This is a genomic window from Streptomyces sannanensis (genome assembly GCF_039536205.1).
GTDB classification, from domain to species: Bacteria; Actinomycetota; Actinomycetes; order Streptomycetales; family Streptomycetaceae; genus Streptomyces; species Streptomyces sannanensis.
This window is the reverse complement of the sequence record NZ_BAAAYL010000001.1, coordinates 4,009,675-4,030,042: the sequence shown is the minus strand read 5'-3', so window position 1 is coordinate 4,030,042 and position 20,368 is coordinate 4,009,675. Positions and strand designations below refer to the sequence as shown.

Annotated in this window: 17 protein-coding genes; 7 read left to right on the top strand and 10 right to left on the bottom strand. The window is 69.0% G+C overall.

Annotated features, from left to right (window positions below):
- Positions 1 to 120 precede the first annotated feature (120 nt).
- From ABD858_RS19085 to ABD858_RS19075, 3 genes are all read left to right on the top strand, one after another.
- Complete coding sequence (locus tag ABD858_RS19085) at positions 121 to 1,929, top strand: RNA ligase family protein (RefSeq protein WP_345039102.1); 1,809 nt, start codon at positions 121 to 123, stop codon at positions 1,927 to 1,929.
- Positions 1,929 to 4,772: an RNA repair domain-containing protein gene (locus ABD858_RS19080; protein WP_345039099.1), complete on the top strand. Its 2,844-nt coding sequence runs from the start codon at positions 1,929 to 1,931 to the stop codon at positions 4,770 to 4,772. The genes ABD858_RS19085 and ABD858_RS19080 overlap by 1 nt, the downstream gene beginning before the upstream one ends.
- Before the next feature lie 449 nt (positions 4,773 to 5,221).
- Positions 5,222 to 7,219, top strand: a complete 1,998-nt coding sequence (locus ABD858_RS19075) for an ATP-binding protein (protein ID WP_345039097.1) — start codon at positions 5,222 to 5,224, stop codon at positions 7,217 to 7,219.
- A 227-nt stretch (positions 7,220 to 7,446) separates the two neighbouring features.
- Here ABD858_RS19075 and ABD858_RS19065 read toward each other — a convergent pair whose 3' ends face one another.
- The 7 genes from ABD858_RS19065 to ABD858_RS19035 all read right to left on the bottom strand — a co-directional run bounded on the left by ABD858_RS19065 (position 7,447) and on the right by ABD858_RS19035 (position 12,208).
- Complete coding sequence (locus ABD858_RS19065) at positions 7,447 to 7,863, bottom strand: hypothetical protein (RefSeq protein ID WP_345039094.1); 417 nt, start codon at positions 7,861 to 7,863, stop codon at positions 7,447 to 7,449.
- A 121-nt stretch (positions 7,864 to 7,984) separates the two neighbouring features.
- Positions 7,985 to 8,362, bottom strand: coding sequence for an alpha/beta hydrolase (locus ABD858_RS19060; RefSeq protein ID WP_345039092.1), 378 nt, complete (start codon positions 8,360 to 8,362; stop codon positions 7,985 to 7,987).
- Between the two features lie 33 nt (positions 8,363 to 8,395).
- Positions 8,396 to 8,812, bottom strand: coding sequence for a hypothetical protein (locus tag ABD858_RS19055; protein WP_345039090.1), 417 nt, complete (start codon positions 8,810 to 8,812; stop codon positions 8,396 to 8,398).
- Positions 8,813 to 8,928: 116 nt separating this feature from the next.
- Complete coding sequence (locus ABD858_RS19050; RefSeq protein WP_345039088.1) at positions 8,929 to 10,563, bottom strand: alpha/beta hydrolase; 1,635 nt, start codon at positions 10,561 to 10,563, stop codon at positions 8,929 to 8,931.
- Positions 10,560 to 11,012, bottom strand: coding sequence for a hypothetical protein (locus ABD858_RS19045; RefSeq protein WP_345039086.1), 453 nt, complete (start codon positions 11,010 to 11,012; stop codon positions 10,560 to 10,562). The genes ABD858_RS19050 and ABD858_RS19045 overlap by 4 nt, the downstream gene beginning before the upstream one ends.
- Positions 11,013 to 11,123: 111 nt before the next feature.
- Positions 11,124 to 11,333, bottom strand: coding sequence for a DUF397 domain-containing protein (locus ABD858_RS19040; RefSeq protein ID WP_345039084.1), 210 nt, complete (start codon positions 11,331 to 11,333; stop codon positions 11,124 to 11,126).
- Positions 11,330 to 12,208: a helix-turn-helix domain-containing protein gene (locus ABD858_RS19035; protein WP_345039081.1), complete on the bottom strand. Its 879-nt coding sequence runs from the start codon at positions 12,206 to 12,208 to the stop codon at positions 11,330 to 11,332. The genes ABD858_RS19040 and ABD858_RS19035 overlap by 4 nt, the downstream gene beginning before the upstream one ends.
- Before the next feature lie 142 nt (positions 12,209 to 12,350).
- Between ABD858_RS19035 and ABD858_RS19030 the strand changes: the two genes are divergently transcribed.
- The 4 genes from ABD858_RS19030 to ABD858_RS19015 all read left to right on the top strand — a co-directional run bounded on the left by ABD858_RS19030 (position 12,351) and on the right by ABD858_RS19015 (position 14,861).
- Complete coding sequence (locus tag ABD858_RS19030) at positions 12,351 to 12,971, top strand: ATP-binding protein (protein ID WP_345039079.1); 621 nt, start codon at positions 12,351 to 12,353, stop codon at positions 12,969 to 12,971.
- Positions 12,972 to 13,044: 73 nt separating this feature from the next.
- A complete protein-coding gene (locus ABD858_RS19025) occupies positions 13,045 to 14,007 on the top strand; it encodes a helix-turn-helix domain-containing protein (RefSeq protein ID WP_345039076.1) in 963 nt (320 codons plus the stop codon).
- A 49-nt stretch (positions 14,008 to 14,056) separates the two neighbouring features.
- Positions 14,057 to 14,644 (top strand): Uma2 family endonuclease, encoded by a 588-nt coding sequence (locus ABD858_RS19020; RefSeq protein WP_345039074.1) that lies wholly within the window; start codon positions 14,057 to 14,059, stop codon positions 14,642 to 14,644.
- A gap of 61 nt (positions 14,645 to 14,705) precedes the next feature.
- Positions 14,706 to 14,861, top strand: coding sequence for a hypothetical protein (locus tag ABD858_RS19015; RefSeq protein ID WP_345039072.1), 156 nt, complete (start codon positions 14,706 to 14,708; stop codon positions 14,859 to 14,861).
- Between the two features lie 106 nt (positions 14,862 to 14,967).
- On the opposite strand, the gene ltrA is transcribed toward ABD858_RS19015, so the two are convergent.
- The 3 genes from ltrA to fusA all read right to left on the bottom strand — a co-directional run bounded on the left by ltrA (position 14,968) and on the right by fusA (position 20,364).
- Positions 14,968 to 16,260: a group II intron reverse transcriptase/maturase gene (gene ltrA / locus ABD858_RS19010; protein WP_345035340.1), complete on the bottom strand. Its 1,293-nt coding sequence runs from the start codon at positions 16,258 to 16,260 to the stop codon at positions 14,968 to 14,970.
- Between the two features lie 635 nt (positions 16,261 to 16,895).
- Positions 16,896 to 18,089, bottom strand: coding sequence for an elongation factor Tu (gene tuf, locus ABD858_RS19005; protein WP_345039070.1), 1,194 nt, complete (start codon positions 18,087 to 18,089; stop codon positions 16,896 to 16,898).
- Positions 18,090 to 18,237: 148 nt separating this feature from the next.
- Positions 18,238 to 20,364: an elongation factor G gene (fusA, locus tag ABD858_RS19000; protein WP_345039068.1), complete on the bottom strand. Its 2,127-nt coding sequence runs from the start codon at positions 20,362 to 20,364 to the stop codon at positions 18,238 to 18,240.
- Between the last annotated feature and the right edge of the window lie 4 nt (positions 20,365 to 20,368).

Sequence of the window (20,368 nt, the reverse complement as noted above, 5' to 3'; positions counted from 1 at the left end):
GATCTCGACCGAGCAGCTGCCCCGGTACTCGTAGCCCGTTCCTCTAATTCATTCGATCGCCCCTCCCCCGCGCTCCTACAGTGACCCGGCACCGACATCGTCACCAGGAGGCCGATCACCATGCGTACGCAGTATCCGCGCACGCCGCATCTGCCGTGGTCGCCCGGGGCGTCCGCGGACGACGTACGGGCCGGGGATCTGGCGGGGCTGGTGGGGCGCGAGGTCGTCGTCACCGAGAAGCTCGACGGCGAGAACACGACCCTCTACACGGACGGGATGCACGCGCGGTCGCTGGATTCGGCGCACCATCCGTCACGGGCGTGGGTGAAGGGCCTGCAGGGCCGGATCGGCGCGGCGATTCCGGCGGGGTGGCGGGTGTGCGGGGAGAACCTGTACGCCCGGCACTCGATCGCGTACGAGCAGCTGGAGAGCTGGTTCTACGGGTTCTCGGTCTGGGACGGCGACGACCGGTGCCTGGACTGGGACCGGACCGTGCGTTTCCTGCGGCGGCTGGGCATACCGGTGCCGCCGGTGCTGTGGCGGGGAGTCTTCGACGAGCGTGCGCTGCGGGTGCTGAAGCTCGACCCCGCACGGCAGGAGGGATACGTCGTGCGGACCGCCGAAGGCTTCCGGCGGGAGGAGTTCGGGCGGCGGGTGGCCAAGTGGGTTCGCCCGGGGCATGTGCAGACCGATACCCACTGGATGCATGCCGCCGTCGTCGAGAACGGGCTCAGCCCGGCCGCCGCGCTGTGGGCGGTGCGCTCGGGCGCGACGCCCGATGTGCCGGCGCTGCTGGCGGCGGTCGGGCTCTCCGCGGACGGCCTGGGCGGGGCCCCGGAGGAGGGAGGCGCCTCACGGGGCCCTGCGTCGGCCCGGACCGCAGAGGGGGACACTCTGGCGGACCCGGCGCGGGCCGGGGCCGCCGTGGGCGAGGTGTCGGCGCGGCTGAACGTACTGGGGCGGTCGGGGGACGCCAGGCTGGCCGGCGTACTGGCCGCACTGCTGCACGGCACCCGGCGGGCCTGGCTGGCGCCCCGGTTGGCGGGGCCGCTGGGCATGCCGACGGCACGACGCGTCGCGGACCTCGTCGGGCTGTGTCCGGGCCTGCAGCGCCCGTACCCCGACGAGGAGCGGCGGACCGGGCTGGTACGGATGTCGTTCGCCGCCGACCTCGGAGTGCTGCACGCCGTCGCCGGGGCGGTCGCGCACGACGCCGGAGCGCGTGAGCAGGTCGAGTGGTCCGCGCTGCACGCCGAGGACGCCGGGCTGCTCGGCGAGGCACCGCCGGCGACGCTGCGGGCCGGTCTGCGCAAGGCGCTCGCGGGGCTCGGGGCCGATGCGGCCGACCGGTGCTGGGCGGAGGCACGGGACGCGTACGCCAGGGGCCGGATCACCGGCGTCGAGGAGGCCCAGGCGGCGACCTGGCGGTGGCGGTCCGGGGAGTTCCCCCGGCTGGTGCATCTGACCGGCCCCTCGGGGAGCGGGAAGAGCACGTTCGGTGGACGGTTGCAGGGAGTCCGCTCGTATGTCTCGCTCGACGAGCTGCGTCAGGCCCGGGGGTCACGAGCGGACCAGCGGGCCAACGGCGACGTCCTGAGGGAAGGGCTCGGCCGGCTCGACACCGCGCTCGCCGGTGGAGGCACGGTGGTGTGGGACGCCACATCACTCAACCCGCACCAGCGTTCCCTGGTGCACGCGGTGGCCCGCCGCCGCGACGCCCTCGTCACCCACGCGGTGGCGCTCGTCGACGAGGACGAGCTGGTGCGGCGCAACGCCGGGCGGGCGCACCCGGTCCCGCCCGAGGTGCTCACCTCGCAACTGCGGCGATTCGTCCCGCCGTACCCGGGCCAGGCGCACCGCACCTGGTACGTCGGAGCGGGCGGAACGGTCGACGACACCGACGGCACCCTGGATGCAGAGGAGGCGTGATGCGTACCAGCGAGGAGATCTACCACCGGGTCCGCTGGGATCCGCGCTTCGACCCCGCCCGGTTCGTGCTGGGCATCAACCAGCGCGGGGCCGCGCCCAAGCGGATCCCCCTGCCCGCCTTCGTCCCCGGGGGCGAGATCCCCTGGCACCGGGTGCTGTTCGTCGAGGCGGACGGCGAGCTGGTCTGGGACCGCGCCACGCATCTGGACCGCATCGACGCCACGGAGGCCGGCCGGGTGAGGGCCCCGCGCCTTCTGCGGGCGCCGTTCTTCACCGCCCGGACGCCCCATGCCTGGGATCCGGCGGACGGATGGTGCCCGGCGGACACACCTCGCGGTGTACCGGCGTCGGCGGGCCTGCGCGTACTGACCTGGAACACGCTGTGGGACCGGTACGACAGCGACCGCATCGACACCGCCCGGCGACGGCCCCTGCTGCTGGTCGCACTGGAGGAGGCGGACGCGGACGTCATCGCGCTGCAGGAGGTCGAGCCCGCACTGCTCGCCATGGTGATGCGAGCCCCATGGGTGCGGGACGGCTACACCCTGGGCACGGACCCTGCCGGGAAGGACGTCGACGACAGCGGAGTACTGCTGCTCAGCCGACTGCCCGTACGAGAGGCGGGGGTGCATGTCCTCGGCCCGCACAAGGCCGTCACCGCCCTCACCGTGGAGACCTCCTCCGGCCCCCTCGTGGTCGCCACCACCCACCTGACCAGCGACCACTCCGTCGACGGCCCGGCCAGACGGGAGGCCGAGCTCGTCCAATTGGCCGAGGGACTGGCCGGCCTGGACGGCGAGCTGGTCCTGCTGGGCGACTTCAACGACGGCGGGGACGGCGACGCCGGGCCGGCGGTCGCGCTCGGCATGCGCGACTCCTGGACCGAGGTGCACGGACCCGACGACAGGACCCCGACCTTCGATCCGCGCGTCAATCCGCTGGCCGTGGTCTCCTCGCTGTCGGGCCGGGCGTCCCGGCTGGACCGGGTCCTGCTGCGCGCGGACCGGGTGCGCGCGACCGCGGCGGTACTGCGCGGCGACACACCCACGCCGGAGGGGCTGTACGTCTCGGACCACTACGGGGTGGAGGTGGACCTGGCCCTCGGCTCGCGCTCGGACGAACCCGGCGACGTCCTCGACATCCCGCCGACGGCCCGGACCGCAGTGGCGTGGATCCCGCCCCGGGAGCTGTGGCCGCCGATCCAGGAGATCCGGCGCGAGCACGATCCGCAGATCCACCGCTGGCCGCCGCATGTGAATCTGCTGTTCGGCTTCGTACCCGAGTCCGATTTCGAACGGGCGGCCCCGCTGCTCACCGCCGCGGCAGCCTCGACGACCCCCTTCACCGCCCGGCTGGACGGGGTGCACACCTTCGGGCACCGCGAGGACGCCACCGTCTGGCTCGACCCGGCGGCGGCCGGCGAGGCGCCGTGGGCGGGGCTGCGCCGGGAACTGGAGCAGCGGTTTCCGCTCTGCCGGGGACGCGGCGAGGGCTTCACCCCGCATCTGACGTTGGGTCGGACCGGGGATCCGCTGCCGGTCGCCGCCGAGTGCGCGGCACGGCTGGGCGGTATGTCGGCGCGGGTCGGGGAGCTGGTGCTGCTGTCCCGCCGGGGCGAGGAGCCGATGCGGGCGCGGGCGACGGTGGCGCTGGGCACGGGCAAGGTGCGATGGCTGCCCGAGCCGGGTGCAGGCAAGGCGCCCTGGCTGTCCACGGGTGACACCGAGGCCGCGCGGCAGGTGGCGCAGCGGGTGTCGGAGGCGTTGGGCGACGGGGTGGTGTACGTCGTCGGGTCGCGGCGGATGGGCTGTGCCCTGGCCGAGGCGGATCTGGACCTGGTGGCCGCGCTGCCGGGGGCGGTGGACATGGCGGAGATCCGGGCGCGGGTGGTGGCGGCGGTGCCGGAGGCCGTGGCGGTGCGGCAGGTGGTGGGCGCGCGGGTGCCGGGGTTGCGGCTGCGCGTCGACGGTCTCGGGGTCGATCTGGTCGTGGTCGCCACAGGTCCGATCGCTCCTGAAGAAGCGGTGGCCCGCCGCGCCGAGCTGGGCGGGGCCGCGGCGGTCGCGTTGAGCGCGGTGAGCGACGCGGACGCGGTGCTCGCGGCGGCCGGCGGGCGTACTGCCGCATTCGCCCGGCTGGCCCGGGAGGTGAAGGCCTGGGCGAGGGCGCGCGGGCTGGACGCGGCCCCGTTCGGCGGGCTGCCGGGCCTGGCCTGGTCCGTACTGGCCGCGCGTACCGTGCGCGACGCGGGCGATGTGCCGGACGACGAGCTGCTGCGGCTCTTCTTCGGTACCTGGGCCGCCTGGGACTGGCGAGAACCGGTCGGCGGGCCGGAAGGGGCCGTGCCGGTGTCGTCGCCGGTGACGGTCATGACTCCGTCGGCGCCGGTCCGTTCCTGCACCGAACAGGTCGGTCCCGGCGGCCGGGACCTGCTGGTCCAGGAGCTGTACCGGGCCTGGGAGATCCTGGAAGCCGCGGCGGAGAGCGGTACCGATCCCCGGCCCGAACTGCTGTCTCCCCCGCCGATGCACCGCCGGCACGCGGCCTGGGCCGTGGTGACCGTGCGCCCGGGCCGGGCCGAGGAGTTCGAGGAGACCCTGGGGCGCGTACGGGGACGGCTGCGGGCGCTGCTCACCGCCCTGGAGGACGCCGGGGCGACCGACGCGCACGCGTGGCCGCGCCCGTTCATGTCCGGTGCGGCCTCGGCACGGTACGCGATCGGCCTCGGCCGCACCCCGCCGGACGCGGACGGGCTCGCCGAGATCGCCGACCGCTGGCTCAAGGGTCTTCCGGGCGTCCGGCTCGACCGTGCGGAAGGCGGGGCCGTACCGACGCTGCGCTGACGCGGCTGGCACTCTCCGGCGTGTCGTCGGGGTCGAGCTCCCAACCGGGCTCGTTCATCTGGTGCTTGGACTGCTCCGTACCGTCCGCATCCACCCGCACCCGTGCCACCTCCGGCGCACCGCACACCTGGACGCCCCCTGGCTGTGCGCGTCTTCGGACAGGCTGGACAGCGCCGGACAACCTCCGGACAGCCACCCAAGGCATCCGAGCCTTGACCGCTCAGCGTAAGCACCTCCCGCCACGCCGAGTGACGTGAACCAGAAAGCCGCCCAACCCCGCACCCCCGCCCGTCACTTCTCCGTGCATCTCTCCCCCCACGCCACGCGGCCACGACGTTTTCCGAGAACGACATCATCGAGTGAATCCGCGGCGCCACCGCACGTCGCCGAGGTTGAGAACGACAAACTGACCTTGCCCCACGGGGCCACAGCGCAAGGAGGTCGGGGTCATGGTGAAGGTTCGTCTGGAGACCAGCCGGGAACACGTCGCAGAACTGGCGCGACTGCGTCAGCCCGTCGGCGCGGTCGAGGAACTGATCTGGAACGCGCTGGACGCCGACGCCGAGCACGTTGTCGTCACGCTGGAGCGCAATGACCTCGGCGGTGTGGACCGGGTACGGATCGAGGACGACGGCAGCGGCATGTCCGCCGATCACTGCGACGAGTACTTCCGGCCCATCGGCGCCTCCTGGAAGAAGAGGGCACAGGGCAGCCCGGTCAAGAAGCGCGCGCTGCACGGCAAGAACGGGCGAGGCCGGGTCCGGGCTTTCGCTCTCGGCAGCCAGGTCCGCTGGACGAGCATCAGTGGCCGGCCGGACGGACACGGACGGCACCGCCTGGTGATCGAATCCGACCGGCACTCCATGGACGAGTTCGACATCACTGAACCGGAACCCACGGATGACCCGGCCGGCACGCTCTTCGAGGCCTTCGGCGGCGAAGGCCTGGACGTGCTCGCGGACGACCGCACCCGGGCGTCGTTGACCACGGCGTTCGCAACGTACTTGGAGAAGTACCCTGACGTTCGTATCGACTACGACGGGCGTGAACTGGACCCGTCGTCCGAGCAGTTGCATGTGCGGAACTATGCGCTGCCCGCTCTTCAAGGCCACGACGGCGAGCCCGCCCAGCTGAAAATCATCGAATGGCGGGGGCCGGTGACACGTGCGCTCTTCCTCTGCGACGAGGAAGGGATGTCACGAGTTCAGCTGAAGCCCGGCATTCAGGCACCGGGTTTCGAGTTCACGGCACATCTCAGCTGGTCGGGATTCGACGAGCTCGACGCCGACGAGCTCAGCTTCGCCGAATGGGCGCCCGACGGCACTCCCGCCGAGGTGGTCGCCGACGCCCGTCAAGCACTGCGGGCGCACTTCCGCTCACGAGTGGACGAGCGCCGACGAGAGCAGGTGGTCGAGTGGCGCCGGGAAGAGGTCTACCCGTACGCGGGTGAGCCCGCCGACGAACGGGAGCGCGCCGAACGGGAAACTTTCGACGTGGTGGCCACAACCGTCGTACGGCATCTCCCGAAGTCGACGCGCACGCGCAGAACCACCTTGGCGCTGCTGCGGTCTGTCGTGGCCCACGAGCCGGGAGATGTCCTCCGGATCACCGAGGAACTGTTCGCCCTGTCCAGGCAGGAGCAGGAGGAACTGGCCCGCCTGCTTGACCGTACGCCACTGTCGGCCCTCGTCAAGGCCTCCTCCAAGGCCACCGACCGGTTGGACTTCATCGCGGCCCTCGAGCACCTCGTTTTCGACGGAGAGGCCAGGCAGCGCGTGAAGGAGCACGGCGAGCTGCACCGCATCCTGGAGAAGGAGAGCTGGGTCTTCGGCGAGGAGTACAGCCTGCATGCCAGCGACCGCAGCCTGGACGAGGTCCTGCGACAGCACTGCCGCCTCCTCGGCCGCGAGGAGCTTGTACCGGAACCCGTCCTGCGGGAGGACGGCCGCCGGGGCAGGGTCGACCTCATGCTGTCCCAGTCGGCTCGACGGGGCAAAGCAGAGCGACACCACCTCATCGTGGAGCTCAAAAGGCCCAGCACTGTCCTGACCATGATGGAGTTCGGACAGATCAACAGCTACGCCCAGGCTGTCGTCAAAGCGGACAGATTCCGGGACACGGCCGTGACCTGGGACTTCTGGCTCGTCGGCAACAGTATGGACGACGGGCTGCGGCAGCTCGCCCACCAGCACGACCGGGCGCCCGGGTGTGCGCTCTCCCAGCCCAGGTTCCGCATCTGGGTCAAGACCTGGGGCGAAATCATCGAGGACTGCCAGGAACGGCTGCGCTTCTACGGTGAACAGTTAGAGTACCAGTCGTCGACCGAACACGCGATGGACTACCTCGTGCGCGAACACGCCGACGCGGTCGACGCCCTGGTGACCGACGGAACGCTGCCCGCCCTCCCGGCTGCCCGTGAGGGCGACGCGGTGGACCTGCCCACGTAACCAGACCCTTCGGGCCCGCCCCCTGGGACGCGGACCTGCCGTCTGCTCCCACCGCAGCGCACCTCGTCGCCGAACTCGCCGCGAACGCCACCACGCACGGCCGGGCGCCCGGCCGGGACTTCCTTCTCGTCCTGTGTACGACGGACGGCGACCGCACGCTCCGCATCGAGGCGACCGACGCGCACGGCGACCGCCTCCCGAGCCCGACTCCGGCCTCGGCGGCCACCTCAGAACTGCTGCTGCTCGGCGCCGGGCGGGAGGAGGCAGGGGGTGTCGACCGTCAGGGTGAGGTACCCGTCGTCAGGATCGATGACCGCGATGAAGTGGCGGTCTTTCGGGTGCTTGGCATAGAGCAGGTTCGGGGTGCTCAGCGCAGGGTCGGAGCGGAAATCCTGGATCTCGAGCCCCTGCTGCTTGAGAGCATCCCTGATCGCACGGACCGCTGCAGCGTGCTGCTCCTTGGGCAGGCCGGCAAGCACTCTGTAACTCAGCGTGAACCGTCCGTCGCTCGCAGACTCGTTGTTCTTGCCAACGCAATTGGTAAAGCTCGCCCCAACCGTCGTGGCGTCGATCCGGGCCTTCGCGGTTCGCGCCATGGACTCGGTCCAGTGCCTTGCCCACTCTTCGGCCTTCTCCTCACTCATGCGAGGCAGAGGGTCGTTGGCTCCATTGTCGGACATGCATCCTCCCAAAGACAGCAGGACAGCGAAGGCCAGAGCGGAAGTGGCCGAGCGGCGAGTGAACACGGGTTGACGGCTCCTGTCGTTAGCGGTTCATCCCGGAGCCTGGCGGCTGTCCGGCGATGATGGCGCCCTGGTTCTTCAGGCTCTGGCTTCCGTCGTCCCAGTAGCCGCTGTGCCCGTCGGTGTCGACGTACATCCGCTGGGCACCGAACTCCGGCGTCTTGGGGTCCTCGCCAAGCGTGGCGCCGGACGTGATGTTGGAGACGAGGTCGTCATGGGCGGCGCCGACCCAGAGACGCTTCGGGTCGATGTGAAGCTGATCGGCACGGTCGACCGTCAGGCCGGGGCTGCCGACCACCACCGTGTCGTCCGTGTCCAAGCCCCGGCCGCCAGCGTCGGCGGCGCCCGCCAGCGCGGACCATGTCTCCGGCGCTCTGCGCGAGTTCGAGTTAAGTGGCACGGCTGCGCTCACCCTGGACCAGGCCCAGCGGGCTCAGAACTGCTGCTGCTCGGCGCCGGGCGGGAGGAGACAAGGAGTGTCGACGATCAGGGTGAGGAGCTGATCGTTCAGATCGCCCGCTGATACGAAGTGACGGTCCTTGGGATGCCTCGCATCGACGAGATTGGCGGGATCCAGAGTGGGGTCTGACCGGTATCCGGCGATCTCGAACCCCTGCTGCTCCAGAGCGTCTCTGATCATGCGGATGGCTTCCGCATGCCGATCCTTGGGAAGTTTGGCTCGTACGTTGTAACTGAGGGTGAACCGGCCGTCGTCGGCGGATTCGTTGTTCTTGCCGATGCAATTGGTGAAGCTCGCGTTGGCCGAACCTGGGTCGATCTCGGCCTGCGCAGTGCGAGCCATCGACTCGGTCCAATGTTTGGCCCATGCCTCGGCCTTCTCCTTGGTCATGCGAGGCAGGGGAGCGTTGACTCCACTGTCGGACATGCAGCCTCCCAGCAACAGGACGGTGACCAGGGCGATCGAAGCCCTGCGGAACATGGGCATTGGCCCGGCTCTCCTTCAAGTCATGGGCGCGGGCTGCTATGGGGCGTCTTCCCCGCGATGATCCGCCCCTGGTTCTTCAGACTCTGGCTCCCGTCATCCCAGTAACCGCTGTGCCCGCTGGTGTCGACGTACATCCTTTGCGCACCGAACTCGGAATCTTTGGGGTCCGCGCCGAGCGTGGCACCGGAGGTCACATTGGAGACCAGGTCGTCGCTGGCGGCTCCCACCCAGAGGTGCTTCGGATCGACATGGAGCTGATCGGCACGCTCGACCGTCAGACCTGGACTGCCGACGACGACCATGTCGTCCGTGTCCAAGCCCCGGCCGCCGGCGTCGGCGGCGCCAGCCATGGTGGAGCCGTAGCTGTGGGCGAGGACTGTGAGGTGGGTGCGCTCACCGTCATGTGCGGCACGAAGCCCATGAGTGAAGCCGCGAAGGTCCTCGGCCCCGGCTTGGGCCCGTCCCTGAGTGGCAATACCAAGGTTCAGCTCGGGATCCGAGAGCGTAAAGTTCGCTTCCGGGGCGTTGTAGTCGAGCCAGCTGATCACAGATACATCCTTGGCTCCGCCCATGCTCCACTGACCCGCCGCGTTCTGCAGCTTGCTGACCCGGTCGATCTGGCTGCCGACGTTGTCCAGCTGGTTGCTCGTCCCCGGAACCTGGACCGCGGTGTGCCGGGCCGTGTCCGGATTGCCGACGGCCACGATCGCGCGGCCGTCGTTGTCGGTGCTGAAACCGAGCAGGTACAGCTGTTTGTGCGCGGGGGCGGTGTCCGTCCTGTCCAGACGGTCCTTGAGGGCGGTCAGGGACCGGTAGCCGTACCTGTCGTGGTAGCCCAGGTCGCCCTCCCGAAGGGCGTAGTCATTGAGCCGCATGTCCAACACCGTGCGGTTCGCGTGGTCGCGGGTGGCCGCGGGAAGACCGTCCAGCGCACCGAGCTGCTCGGAGTAGGCCGCGAGGTAGAAGCGCTGCTTGTCCTCGCCGAGCCCGGCCCACCAGTCCGCGGCGCGCTTCGGATCCTTCCCGTCGGGAACGTCCTTCTTGTCGATCCCCATGAATTCGGCGACCCTGGCCGCGTCCTCCTGGGCGTGGGCACCGCCGTACTGCTTGTCGAGGTCGAAGGGGTCGATCTGCCGCAGTACCTCGGCCGCCTCGGAGCTGGCTGATTCGGCCTCCGTAACGGCCTCATCAATCCGGGCCCGGTATCCGCCGAGTCCGGCGTTGGCCTGCTGCTGGATTTCCTGATACTCCGGATGATTGTGATATTTGGGGTCGATTGCCTGCTTCGGCTCGACCCAGCCGTCCTCCCTGACTGTGTGCCCCGCCCCCTCGGCATCCGCCACAGCATTTCGCAGCGCGCGCTGCGCCGCCTGCATGCGGGTGTTGAGCGTGTCCAACGTGGTGGCGATGAGCTGGGCGTCGATCTCGGCCGTGCCGAGCTTGCTCTCGGTCGCCTCCAACGCGGCGAAGCCATAGGTGGCACTCACGCCCGCCCAACCGGCCTCGTGCAGCGGACCCGACACCCGCTTACCACTGCCCGTCTGGGCCTTTCCCAGCGCCTCGGCCAGCCTCTTCCAGGAGGAGGCGGCGGCTTCCAGATCGGAGAAGTCCTGCTTGAACAGCTGCGAGAAGAGCTCCGGCACCGGTCCGATCACCAGCCCTTGAAGCTGTCGGAGACTTCCTGATTGGTGATGTCGTCGCCGTTGGCCAGCATCCGCAGCCCCCGCGCATGCTCCCCGAGCCTGCCCTGCAGGGTGCTCAGCGCGCTGCCCCAGCCCGTTCCCGTGGAACCCAGCCGGGGACCCACCGTCCAGGCCCGGAAGGACCCCGACGCCGCGGCCATGTCGTCAATCGCTTTCCGCAGCGGCGCCTGCAAATCCGTGACAAGTGTGTCCGCGGCACCGGCCGATGCGCGCAATTCACCGGCCGCAATGTTTAAGTCGTCCGAAGCCATGCTTCGCTCAATCCCCTCCGCTGTCGCCTTCCCGAAGAACACTAATGGGCCATGCACTTCGGTGAAGAGATCCAACGGCAGGATCACAAGAAAAGGGCGCGGTTTCCATACCAGGACGACGTTCGCCCCTGCAAGAGCAGCCGTGCTCACCGCCCACGAAATGCCTGAGTATTTCGAGTTATGCCTCAAGCGGTGCCGGCCAGACAAGAGTGCGCCCCGCACCCGGAGTCGACCGGGAGCGGGGCGTGGGTCATTGGGGGTTCAGCGCTCGGACGCATACGTCACGAAGTCCACCCACGCGGTGGGCGTGACGGCCAGGCGAGGGCCGTCGGCGTTCTTGGAGTCGCGTACGTGGACGGTGCTGGGCGTGGACGCGACCTCGACGCAGTCGTTCGGGTTGCTGGTGTCGCTGTAGCTGCTCTTGAACCAGACGAGCTTGTCGGGCTCCCCGGCAGAGGTCTTGCGGATCATGTTTCTCCCAGCACTTGCTCGATGAAGGCCAGTGACTCCCCTGGCGTGAGAGCCTGGGCCCGGATGATGCCATAGCGCAGCTCAAGCACCCGGAGCTGTTTCGGATCGGAAACGGGACGGCCACCGTACTCGTCGTCGGTGCGGCCAACCGCAGAGCCGTCACCGAACTTGAGCACCTGAATCCGCCCGCCTGTTCCCGGGTGCTCCCAGCGGTCGGTCGACATCACCTGGATCTCGACGTTCCGCATCTTCCCTACCTCCAACAGGCGTTCGAGCTGTTGGCGCTGCACCATTGTCCCTCCGATCGGACGGCGCAGAGTCACCTCTTCCAGAACAAAGCTGAGTTCCGGCGCAGGCAACCGTTCGAAGACGGAGCGCCGGGCCATCCGCGCAGCTACGGCCCGTTCCAGCTCGTCCGGCGAAAGCGCAGGCCGACGCGTTCCCAGCAGCGCACAGGCGTACTCCTCGGTTTGCAGAAGACCGTGCAGCGCGTGGCTGCCGTACGAGAGCAGCTCGACCGCTCGCGCCTCCATCCGCGCCAGGTCCCGCACCTTCTTCGGGTACCGGACCTCCGCCACGTCCTTCTTCATCGCGGCGATCAGCCCGCCCGCGCCCAGCACCTCGTCGGCCCTGTCCAGGTACTCCGGCCGGGGAATCCGCCGCCCGGCCTCGACCTTGTAGACCAGGTCCTCCCCGTACCCGACCGCCGTCCCGAACTCCGCTGCCCGCAGGCCGACCGCCTCGCGCCGCAGTCTGAGCTGCCGCCCCACCGTCGCGACGACCGCCGCCCCCGACTCGTCGTCCGGGTCGACCTCCCAACCGGGCTCGTCCGTCTCGCCCTTGGGCTGCTCCGTACCATCTGCATCCACCCGCACCCGCGCCACCTCCGACGTGCCGCGCACCTGGACACCCCCTGCCCGTGCGCGTCTTCGGACAGGCTGGACAGCCCCGGACAGTAACCGTACGCATCCAAGTCGTCACTGTTCAGCGTAAGCAGCTCCCGCCACGCTGAGTGACGTGAACCAGAAAACCGCCCAACTCAACTCCCCCACCAGTCACTTCTCCGTGCAGCTCTCCCCCACGCCACGCGGCGCCCGGCTCGCGCGCTTGCTCGCCACGGAGCGGCTGCACGCGTGGGACCTGCCGTACGGGGTGGCCGAAACGGCAGCGCACCTCGTCGCCGAACTCGCTGCGAACGCCGCCACGCACGGCCGGGCGCCCGGCCGGGGCTTCCTTCTCGTCCTGCGTACGACGGACGACGGCCACACGCTCCGCATCGAGGTGACCGACGCCCGCGGCGACCGCCTCCCGATCACCCAACCACCCTCGCTCTCCGACGAGTCGAGGCGCGGACTGCTGCTCGTCGAAGCGCTCGCGGACCGCTGGGGCGTGACGCACGGTCCGGTGCCGCGCAAGACGGTGGGGGCCGAACTGGACCTGGTCACACCGGAACGCGGCGGCCAGGGTTCCGGCGGGACGGGCGGTCTTTCCCAAGAAACGAAAGCGAGGAAAGAACCCCCGCCAAACCCCACCCCTCCCGCCCGTCGGGCCGGCTCACCCCCACGGGTGAACATCGCCAACTGGACTGGCGGAGAGCCGGGTTGCGTGCCTTACGCTCACCGCGACGCACAACCGTAGACATGCGTCGGCCCCCGCCGGGACTGGCATCCCACTGCGAGGGCCTGACCACCGAGGAAGTAGGAGCTTCCCGATGGATGCACAGCACCTTAGCGCGCCCTCGCACGCCCCGTCCGCCGTTACGGACAGGGAGCCCGGCAACGTCCGCGTCCGTTCCCACACGGGCCGCCGCGAACACCACCCGTACGGCGTCACCCACGCCAACACCCCGCACACCACCCGCTTCACGGTCATCGGCAACCACCTCGCCCAGCACCCCGAGCTGTCCTTGCTGGCGATCGGACTGGCCGTGCACATCCAGTCGCTGCCGACCGGCGCCCGCGTGGACATCAAGACGCTCGCCGCCCGCTTCCCCGAGGGCGCGGACCGTGTCTCCGGCGCTCTGCGCGAGCTGGAGGCCCACGGCTATCTGCGGCGCGTCGTCGAACGCGCCCCCGGTGGCCGGCTCGTCACCCGTACGGTCTCCTGCAACCAGCCCGCCGCCGCCCAGCGGACCCACGCGGCAGAGGACTACGCGGACCCACAGCCGACAGCCCCTCAGGCCGAGCCCTCCTGCCCCCGCAGGAAGCCCGCGGACAAGGCCGACGAAGGCCGGGACACCCGCCCCTCCCCCGTGCCGCGCCGCGAGCCCGCACCCCTGCTCGTACCGCAGCCCGCCTTTCCCGCCGCGTCCCTCCTCCAGGCCGCCACCGAGCTGCTCGCCGGGCTGCACCACGCCGACCCGCGCCTGCTGCTCTCCGCGCGGGACACGGAGCGCCTGGCCCCGGGGGTCGCCGCCTGGCTGGAACGCGACGTCACCCCCGCCGCCGTACGGCACGCCCTGACCACCGGCCTCCCGTCCGAAGGCGTCCGCAGACCCGCCGCTCTGCTCGCCCACCGGCTCACCGCACAGCTCCCGCCCCCACCCGCGTTCCGCGCGCCCTCCGGGGGTCCGCCCCTTCCCCTCCAGAACTGCGACAGCTGCGACCGGGCGTTCCGCGCGCCGGAGCCGGGCCGCTGCCGTGACTGCCGCCCCGACTCGAAGGAGGCCGCCTAGCATGAGGGGGACGATCCTTGCGCCTGGCCGCAGACGAGGAGCGAGCGCCATGACCTTCGCCCCGGACAACGCACAGCGGGACATCTCCCGCTACCGGGCGATGCGGGAATTCCTCCGGTCCATGGACGACACGCTGCCCGGCAAATTCGAGATCACCAAGGAAGGGATCGTCCACGACATGATGTCGCCCGGCAGGCCGCACGAGCTCACCGTGCTGCGGGTCCGGAAACGCCTTGAGAAGGTGATGCCGGAAGAGCTCGTGGCCCACACGGGAGAGCCCGACGTGGAGGACGAGCCCGAGGGCATCATGCGCCACCCCGACATCATCGTGATCGCCGAAGCGGACATGGAGGGCGACGGTTCCTTCGACCCGCGTACGCTCATCGCCGCCATCGAGGTCGTCTCCCGCTCCAATCCGGACAACGACTGGGTGGGCAAGACGCGGGACTACCCCCTCCTGGGCATTCCGGTGTACGTGATCTTCGATCCGCGCACGGGCTCCGGCGCGGTGCTGTCCGACATCCATGCCACGCCGGACGGTCCGCGCTACGCGACCCGGAAGGAATTCGTCTACGGCGAGGACGTCACCATCGCCGACTGGACGATCTCGACCGAGCAGTTGCCCCGGTACTCGTAGCCCGCTCCTCTTGACTGATCGTTTCAGAAGGCGGCCGGGCCGGTCATTCCCGCGGCCGTTCATGTCCGGTGCGGCGTCGGCTCGGTACGCGATCGGCCTCGGCCGGAACCCACCGGACGCGGACCTGCTCGCCGAGGTCGCCGACCGGTGGCTCAAGGGTCTGCCGGGCGTCCGGCTCGGCCCCGCGGAAGGCGGAGCCGGACCGACGCTGCGCTGACGGGCCGGTGTTCTCCGGTGGGTGGGCCGGAATCGAGTAGGAGGGACGGGTCGCCCGTCCCTCCTCTCACACCACCGGACATGCGGGCCACGCATCCGGCGGTTCATCAAGCTGATCTCAACCGTTGCCAGGTCGGCTTGAGCATGCGCAGGCCGAGGTCGTCCCAGTGAGAGTTGGGCATCGCCCGCTGAAGGACAGCCGATCCCGCGATCCGCCAGTAACCCTTGCCGCTGCCCGCCCATTCGCGGGCCTTCCACTCGGCGATGCCGAGCTCGCGGAGGTTCCTGAACCGGGCCTTGGGGAGCTTCCATTCCTTCCAGCGGATCTGCCGCATCCTGCGGCGGAACCACTCGTCCAGCTCCCTGAACACCTTCGGGGTGTCCGCTAGCTGGAAGTAGCCCATCCATCCGGTGGTGAAGCGGTTGATCTTCGCGATGCGTTCATCCATCGCGATGCTCCACCGGCGCGAGGTCAACTCCCGCAGCCGGTCCTTCAGGCGCTTGACCGCCTTCGGATCGACCCGGATCCTGACCCCGGCCCGGGTGAAGTAGAAGCCGAACCCCAGCAGCACCGCCGAGCGGGCGTGGCCCACCTTCGACTTCTCCCGGTTGACCATCAGTTTCAGCCGCTGCTCGACCACGGCCGTGACCGAGGCGAGCACCCTTCTGGCGGCTCGTTCGCTCCGCACGAAGACGCGCACGTCGTCGGCGTAGCGCACGAACCGGTGACCGCGCCTGAACAGTTCCCGGTCCAGGTCGTCGAGCATGATGTTCGACAGCACCGGCGACAGCGGGGACCCCTGCGGGGTCCCCTCTTCGCTCGGCATCTTGATGCCGTCCACCATGATCCCGGCTTCCAAATACCTGCGGACCAGTCTCAAGACCCTGCGGTCAGCGACCTTGCGCGCGACCCGCGCCATCAGGACGTCATGCTGGACCCGGTCGAAGAACCGGTCCAGATCAAGGTCCACGACCCACCGGTAGCCGTCCTCGATCGCCCGCCGCGCGACCCGGACCGCCTGATGGGCGGACCGGCCGGGACGGAATCCGAAGGACGACCCCGAGAACTGCGGGTCGAAGATGGGCACGAGTACTTGCGCGATGGCCTGCTGGATCAAGCGGTCCAGCACCCGCGGCACCCCCAGCATCCGCTCGCCGCCACCAGGCTTCGGGATGATCACCTGACGGACCGGCGCCGGCCGGTAGATGCCCGCGTCGAGTTCGGCCCTCACTTCAGGCCAGTGCACTGCGATCCACGGCCGCAACTCAGCCGTAGTCATGCCATCCACTCCGGGTGCACCCCGGTTCACTTCGACGCGGTTGAGCGCCGCGAGCAGGTTCTCCCTGGAGAGCATCCGCTCCCACAGCGAGGACTCCCGCTCCCGGTGAACGTCCTCCATGGAGTGCGCCGACCGGCCACTACGCTCCGCCGGGACACTTCCGGAATGCACCGGTCCCTCCCCGGTCGGCACCGCCGAAGCGGACTTGCCGCGGTCCATGTGACCAGCACGAGCAACCACCACATCACCCGTTCCACTCGATGTTCGGCCCTTCCCAGCCCACCGCCAAGCGGCGGCCATCCCGGCTGGTACTACGGCCTCTGCTGACTTCTGCCCGGTCAGAGTCGGCCTCCCGGCCCACTCCGTCGGCGCGGCGACACCTCAGCACAACCGACACCCGAACAGATCTCCCCAGGTAAGAACGATCACTGTCCCTGGATCTCCGCCGCGTTTACGCACTGGCCCTCTTGGCAGTGACGGGCTTCGCCTTGCCATGCAGGCTCACCCGACCAGCACGCCTCATACACGGTTCGTGTTCCTCGGTACCCAGGTCTCGCCTCGGGCTTCCTCCAGACCCCACCTCACGATGACGCCCTTGCCTCCGGCTCGGGGTTAGCACCACCTCTTCCCCCAGGGGACTTTCACCCCCAAGCAATCGCCCATGCTGGGCGCACATGCCGAAGGGCCCCGGGACGAGTCCCGGGGCCCTTCAGTTGGTGCTCGTGGAGCGAGCTACCAGGTCAAACCGTCAAAACTTACTTGACGATCTTGGTGACCTGGCCGGCGCCGACGGTCCGGCCACCCTCACGGATGGCGAACTTCAGGCCCTCCTCCATGGCGACCGGCTGGATCAGCTGGACGGACATCTCGGTGTTGTCGCCCGGCATGACCATCTCGGTGCCCTCGGGGAGGGTCACAACGCCCGTCACGTCCGTGGTACGGAAGTAGAACTGCGGACGGTAGTTGTTGAAGAACGGCGTGTGGCGGCCACCCTCGTCCTTGGAGAGGATGTAGGCCTGGGCCTCGAAGTCGGTGTGCGGGGTGACCGAACCCGGCTTGATGATGACCTGGCCGCGCTCGACGTCCTCGCGCTTGATGCCACGGAGCAGCAGACCGACGTTCTCACCGGCCTGGCCCTCGTCGAGCAGCTTGCGGAACATCTCGATGCCGGTGACCGTGGTGGTGGTCTTCTCCGGCTTGATGCCGATGATGTCGACGGTCTCGTTGACCTTGAGCAGACCACGCTCGATACGACCGGTGACGACGGTGCCACGACCGGTGATCGTGAAGACGTCCTCGATCGGCATCAGGAACGGCTTGTCGACGTCGCGCTCGGGGGTCGGGATGGACTCGTCCACGGCCTTCATCAGGTCGAGGAGCTTGCCACCCCACTCCTTGTCGCCCTCGAGGGCCTTCAGAGCGGAGACACGGACGACCGGAACGTCGTCGCCCGGGAACTCGTACTCGGAGAGGAGCTCACGCACCTCGAGCTCGACGAGCTCCAGGATCTCCTCGTCGTCCACCATGTCGGCCTTGTTCAGGGCGACAACGATGTACGGAACGCCGACCTGGCGGGCCAGGAGCACGTGCTCCTTGGTCTGCGGCATCGGGCCGTCGGTGGCGGCGACCACGAGGATGGCGCCGTCCATCTGCGCGGCACCGGTGATCATGTTCTTGATGTAGTCCGCGTGACCGGGGCAGTCGACGTGGGCGTAGTGACGCGACTCGGTCTGGTACTCGACGTGCGCGATGGAGATGGTGATACCGCGCTGGCGCTCCTCAGGAGCCTTGTCGATCTGGTCGAAGGCCGAGGCCTCGTTCAGTTCCGGGTACGCGTCGTGCAGCACCTTGGTAATGGCGGCCGTGAGGGTCGTCTTACCGTGGTCGATGTGACCGATGGTGCCGATGTTGACGTGCGGCTTAGTCCGCTCGAACTTCGCCTTCGCCACTGGGGTCCTCCTGTGGAGTGGTTCTGTACGCCTTACTCATCGGCGCCAGGGTGATCTTTGCTGGGTTACCGGCCACCGGGGAGTCCCTCCGTATGCGGAGTCGCTCCCCGACGGTCGGTGTCAAGCCTAAAGCGTGTACTCGGGTGAGTTACTCGCCCTTGGCCTTCGCGATGATCTCCTCGGCGACGTTCCGCGGAACCTCGGCGTAGGAGTCGAACTGCATCGAGTAGCTTGCGCGACCCGAGGTCTTGCTGCGGAGGTCGCCGACGTAGCCGAACATCTCCGACAGCGGCACCAGGCCCTTGACAACGCGGGCGCCGGCACGCTCCTCCATGGCCTGGATCTGGCCACGGCGGGAGTTGATGTCGCCGATGACCTCACCCATGTAGTCCTCGGGCGTGGTGACCTCAACGGCCATCATCGGCTCGAGGAGCACGGGCGAAGCCTTGCGCGCGGCCTCCTTGAAGGCCTGCGAACCGGCGATCTTGAACGCGAGCTCGGAGGAGTCGACCTCGTGGTAGCCACCGTCGAGAAGAATGACGCGAACGCCCGTCATCTCGTAGCCGGCCAGGATGCCGAACTGCATCGCCTCCTGGCAGCCGGCGTCCACCGAGGGGATGTACTCCTTGGGGATGCGGCCACCGGTGACCTTGTTCACGAACTCGTACGAGGTGTCGCCACCCTCGAGCGGCTCGATCGCGATCTGCACCTTGGCGAACTGACCGGTACCACCGGTCTGCTTCTTGTGGGTGTAGTCGACGCGCTCGACCGTCTTGCGGATGGTCTCGCGGTACGCGACCTGCGGCTTGCCGACGTTGGCCTCGACCTTGAACTCACGCTTCATACGGTCGACGAGCACCTCGAGGTGAAGCTCGCCCATACCGCCGATGACGGTCTGGCCGGTCTCCTCGTTGGTGTGAACCTGGAAGGAGGGGTCCTCCTCCGCGAGACGCTGGATGGCGACACCCAGCTTCTCCTGGTCACCCTTGGACTTGGGCTCGATCGCGACCTCGATGACCGGCGCCGGGAAGTCCATGGACTCCAGGATCACCGGGTTCTTGTCGTCGCACAGCGTCTCGCCGGTCGTGGTCTGCTTCAGACCCATGACGGCGACGATGTCGCCGGCGCCCACCGCCTCGATCTCCTCACGCTTGTTGGCGTGCATGCGGTAGATCTTGCCGATGCGCTCCTTCTTGCCCTTGACGGAGTTCAGCACCGAGGTGCCGGACTCCAGGCGGCCGGAGTACACACGGACGAAGGTGAGCTTGCCGAGGTGCGGGTCGCTCATGATCTTGAACGCCAGCGCCGCGAGCGGCTCGTCCTCGGACGGCTTGCGCTTGACGACCGTCTCCGCGTCCTTGACGTCGTGGCCCTCGATGGCCTCGATGTCGAGCGGGGAGGGCAGGAAGCGCACGACCGCGTCGAGCAGGGGCTGAACACCCTTGTTCTTGAACGCGGTGCCACAGAACACCGGGGTCACCGTGGTGACGTCGGCGTTGCCGGACGCGATGGTGACACGACGGATCGCGGCGTACAGCTGCTCCTCGGAAGGCTCCTGGCCCTCGAGGTACAGCTCCATGATCTCTTCGTCGTTCTCGGCGACCGTCTCGAGGAGCTTGCCGCGCCATTCCTCGGCAGCCTCGGTGTGGGTGGCCGGGATGTCGACGACGTCGTACATCTCGCCCTTGGTGGCCTCGGCGGACCAGACCAGGGCCTTCATGCGGACCAGGTCGACAACGCCCTGGAAGTTCGCCTCGGCACCGATCGGGAGCTGCATGACGATCGGGGTCGCACCGAGGCGGTCCGAGATCATTTCGACGCAGCGGTGGAACTCGGCGCCGGTCCGGTCCAGCTTGTTGACGAAGCAGATACGGGGCACGCCGTAACGGTCGGCCTGACGCCACACCGTCTCGGACTGCGGCTCGACACCGGCGACACCGTCGAACACCGTCACGGCACCGTCGAGCACGCGGAGCGAACGCTCCACCTCGACGGTGAAGTCCACGTGACCCGGGGTGTCGATGATGTTGATGGTGTGGTCGACGTCCTCGAGCGGCCAGTGACAGGTCGTCGCGGCGGACGTGATCGTGATGCCGCGCTCCTGCTCCTGCTCCATCCAGTCCATCGTGGCGGAGCCCTCGTGGGTCTCGCCGATCTTGTACGAAACGCCGGTGTAGAACAGGATCCGCTCGGTGGTCGTCGTCTTGCCCGCGTCGATGTGGGCCATGATGCCGATGTTGCGCACCTTGGCCAGGTCAAGCGAAGTGGTAGCCATAAGG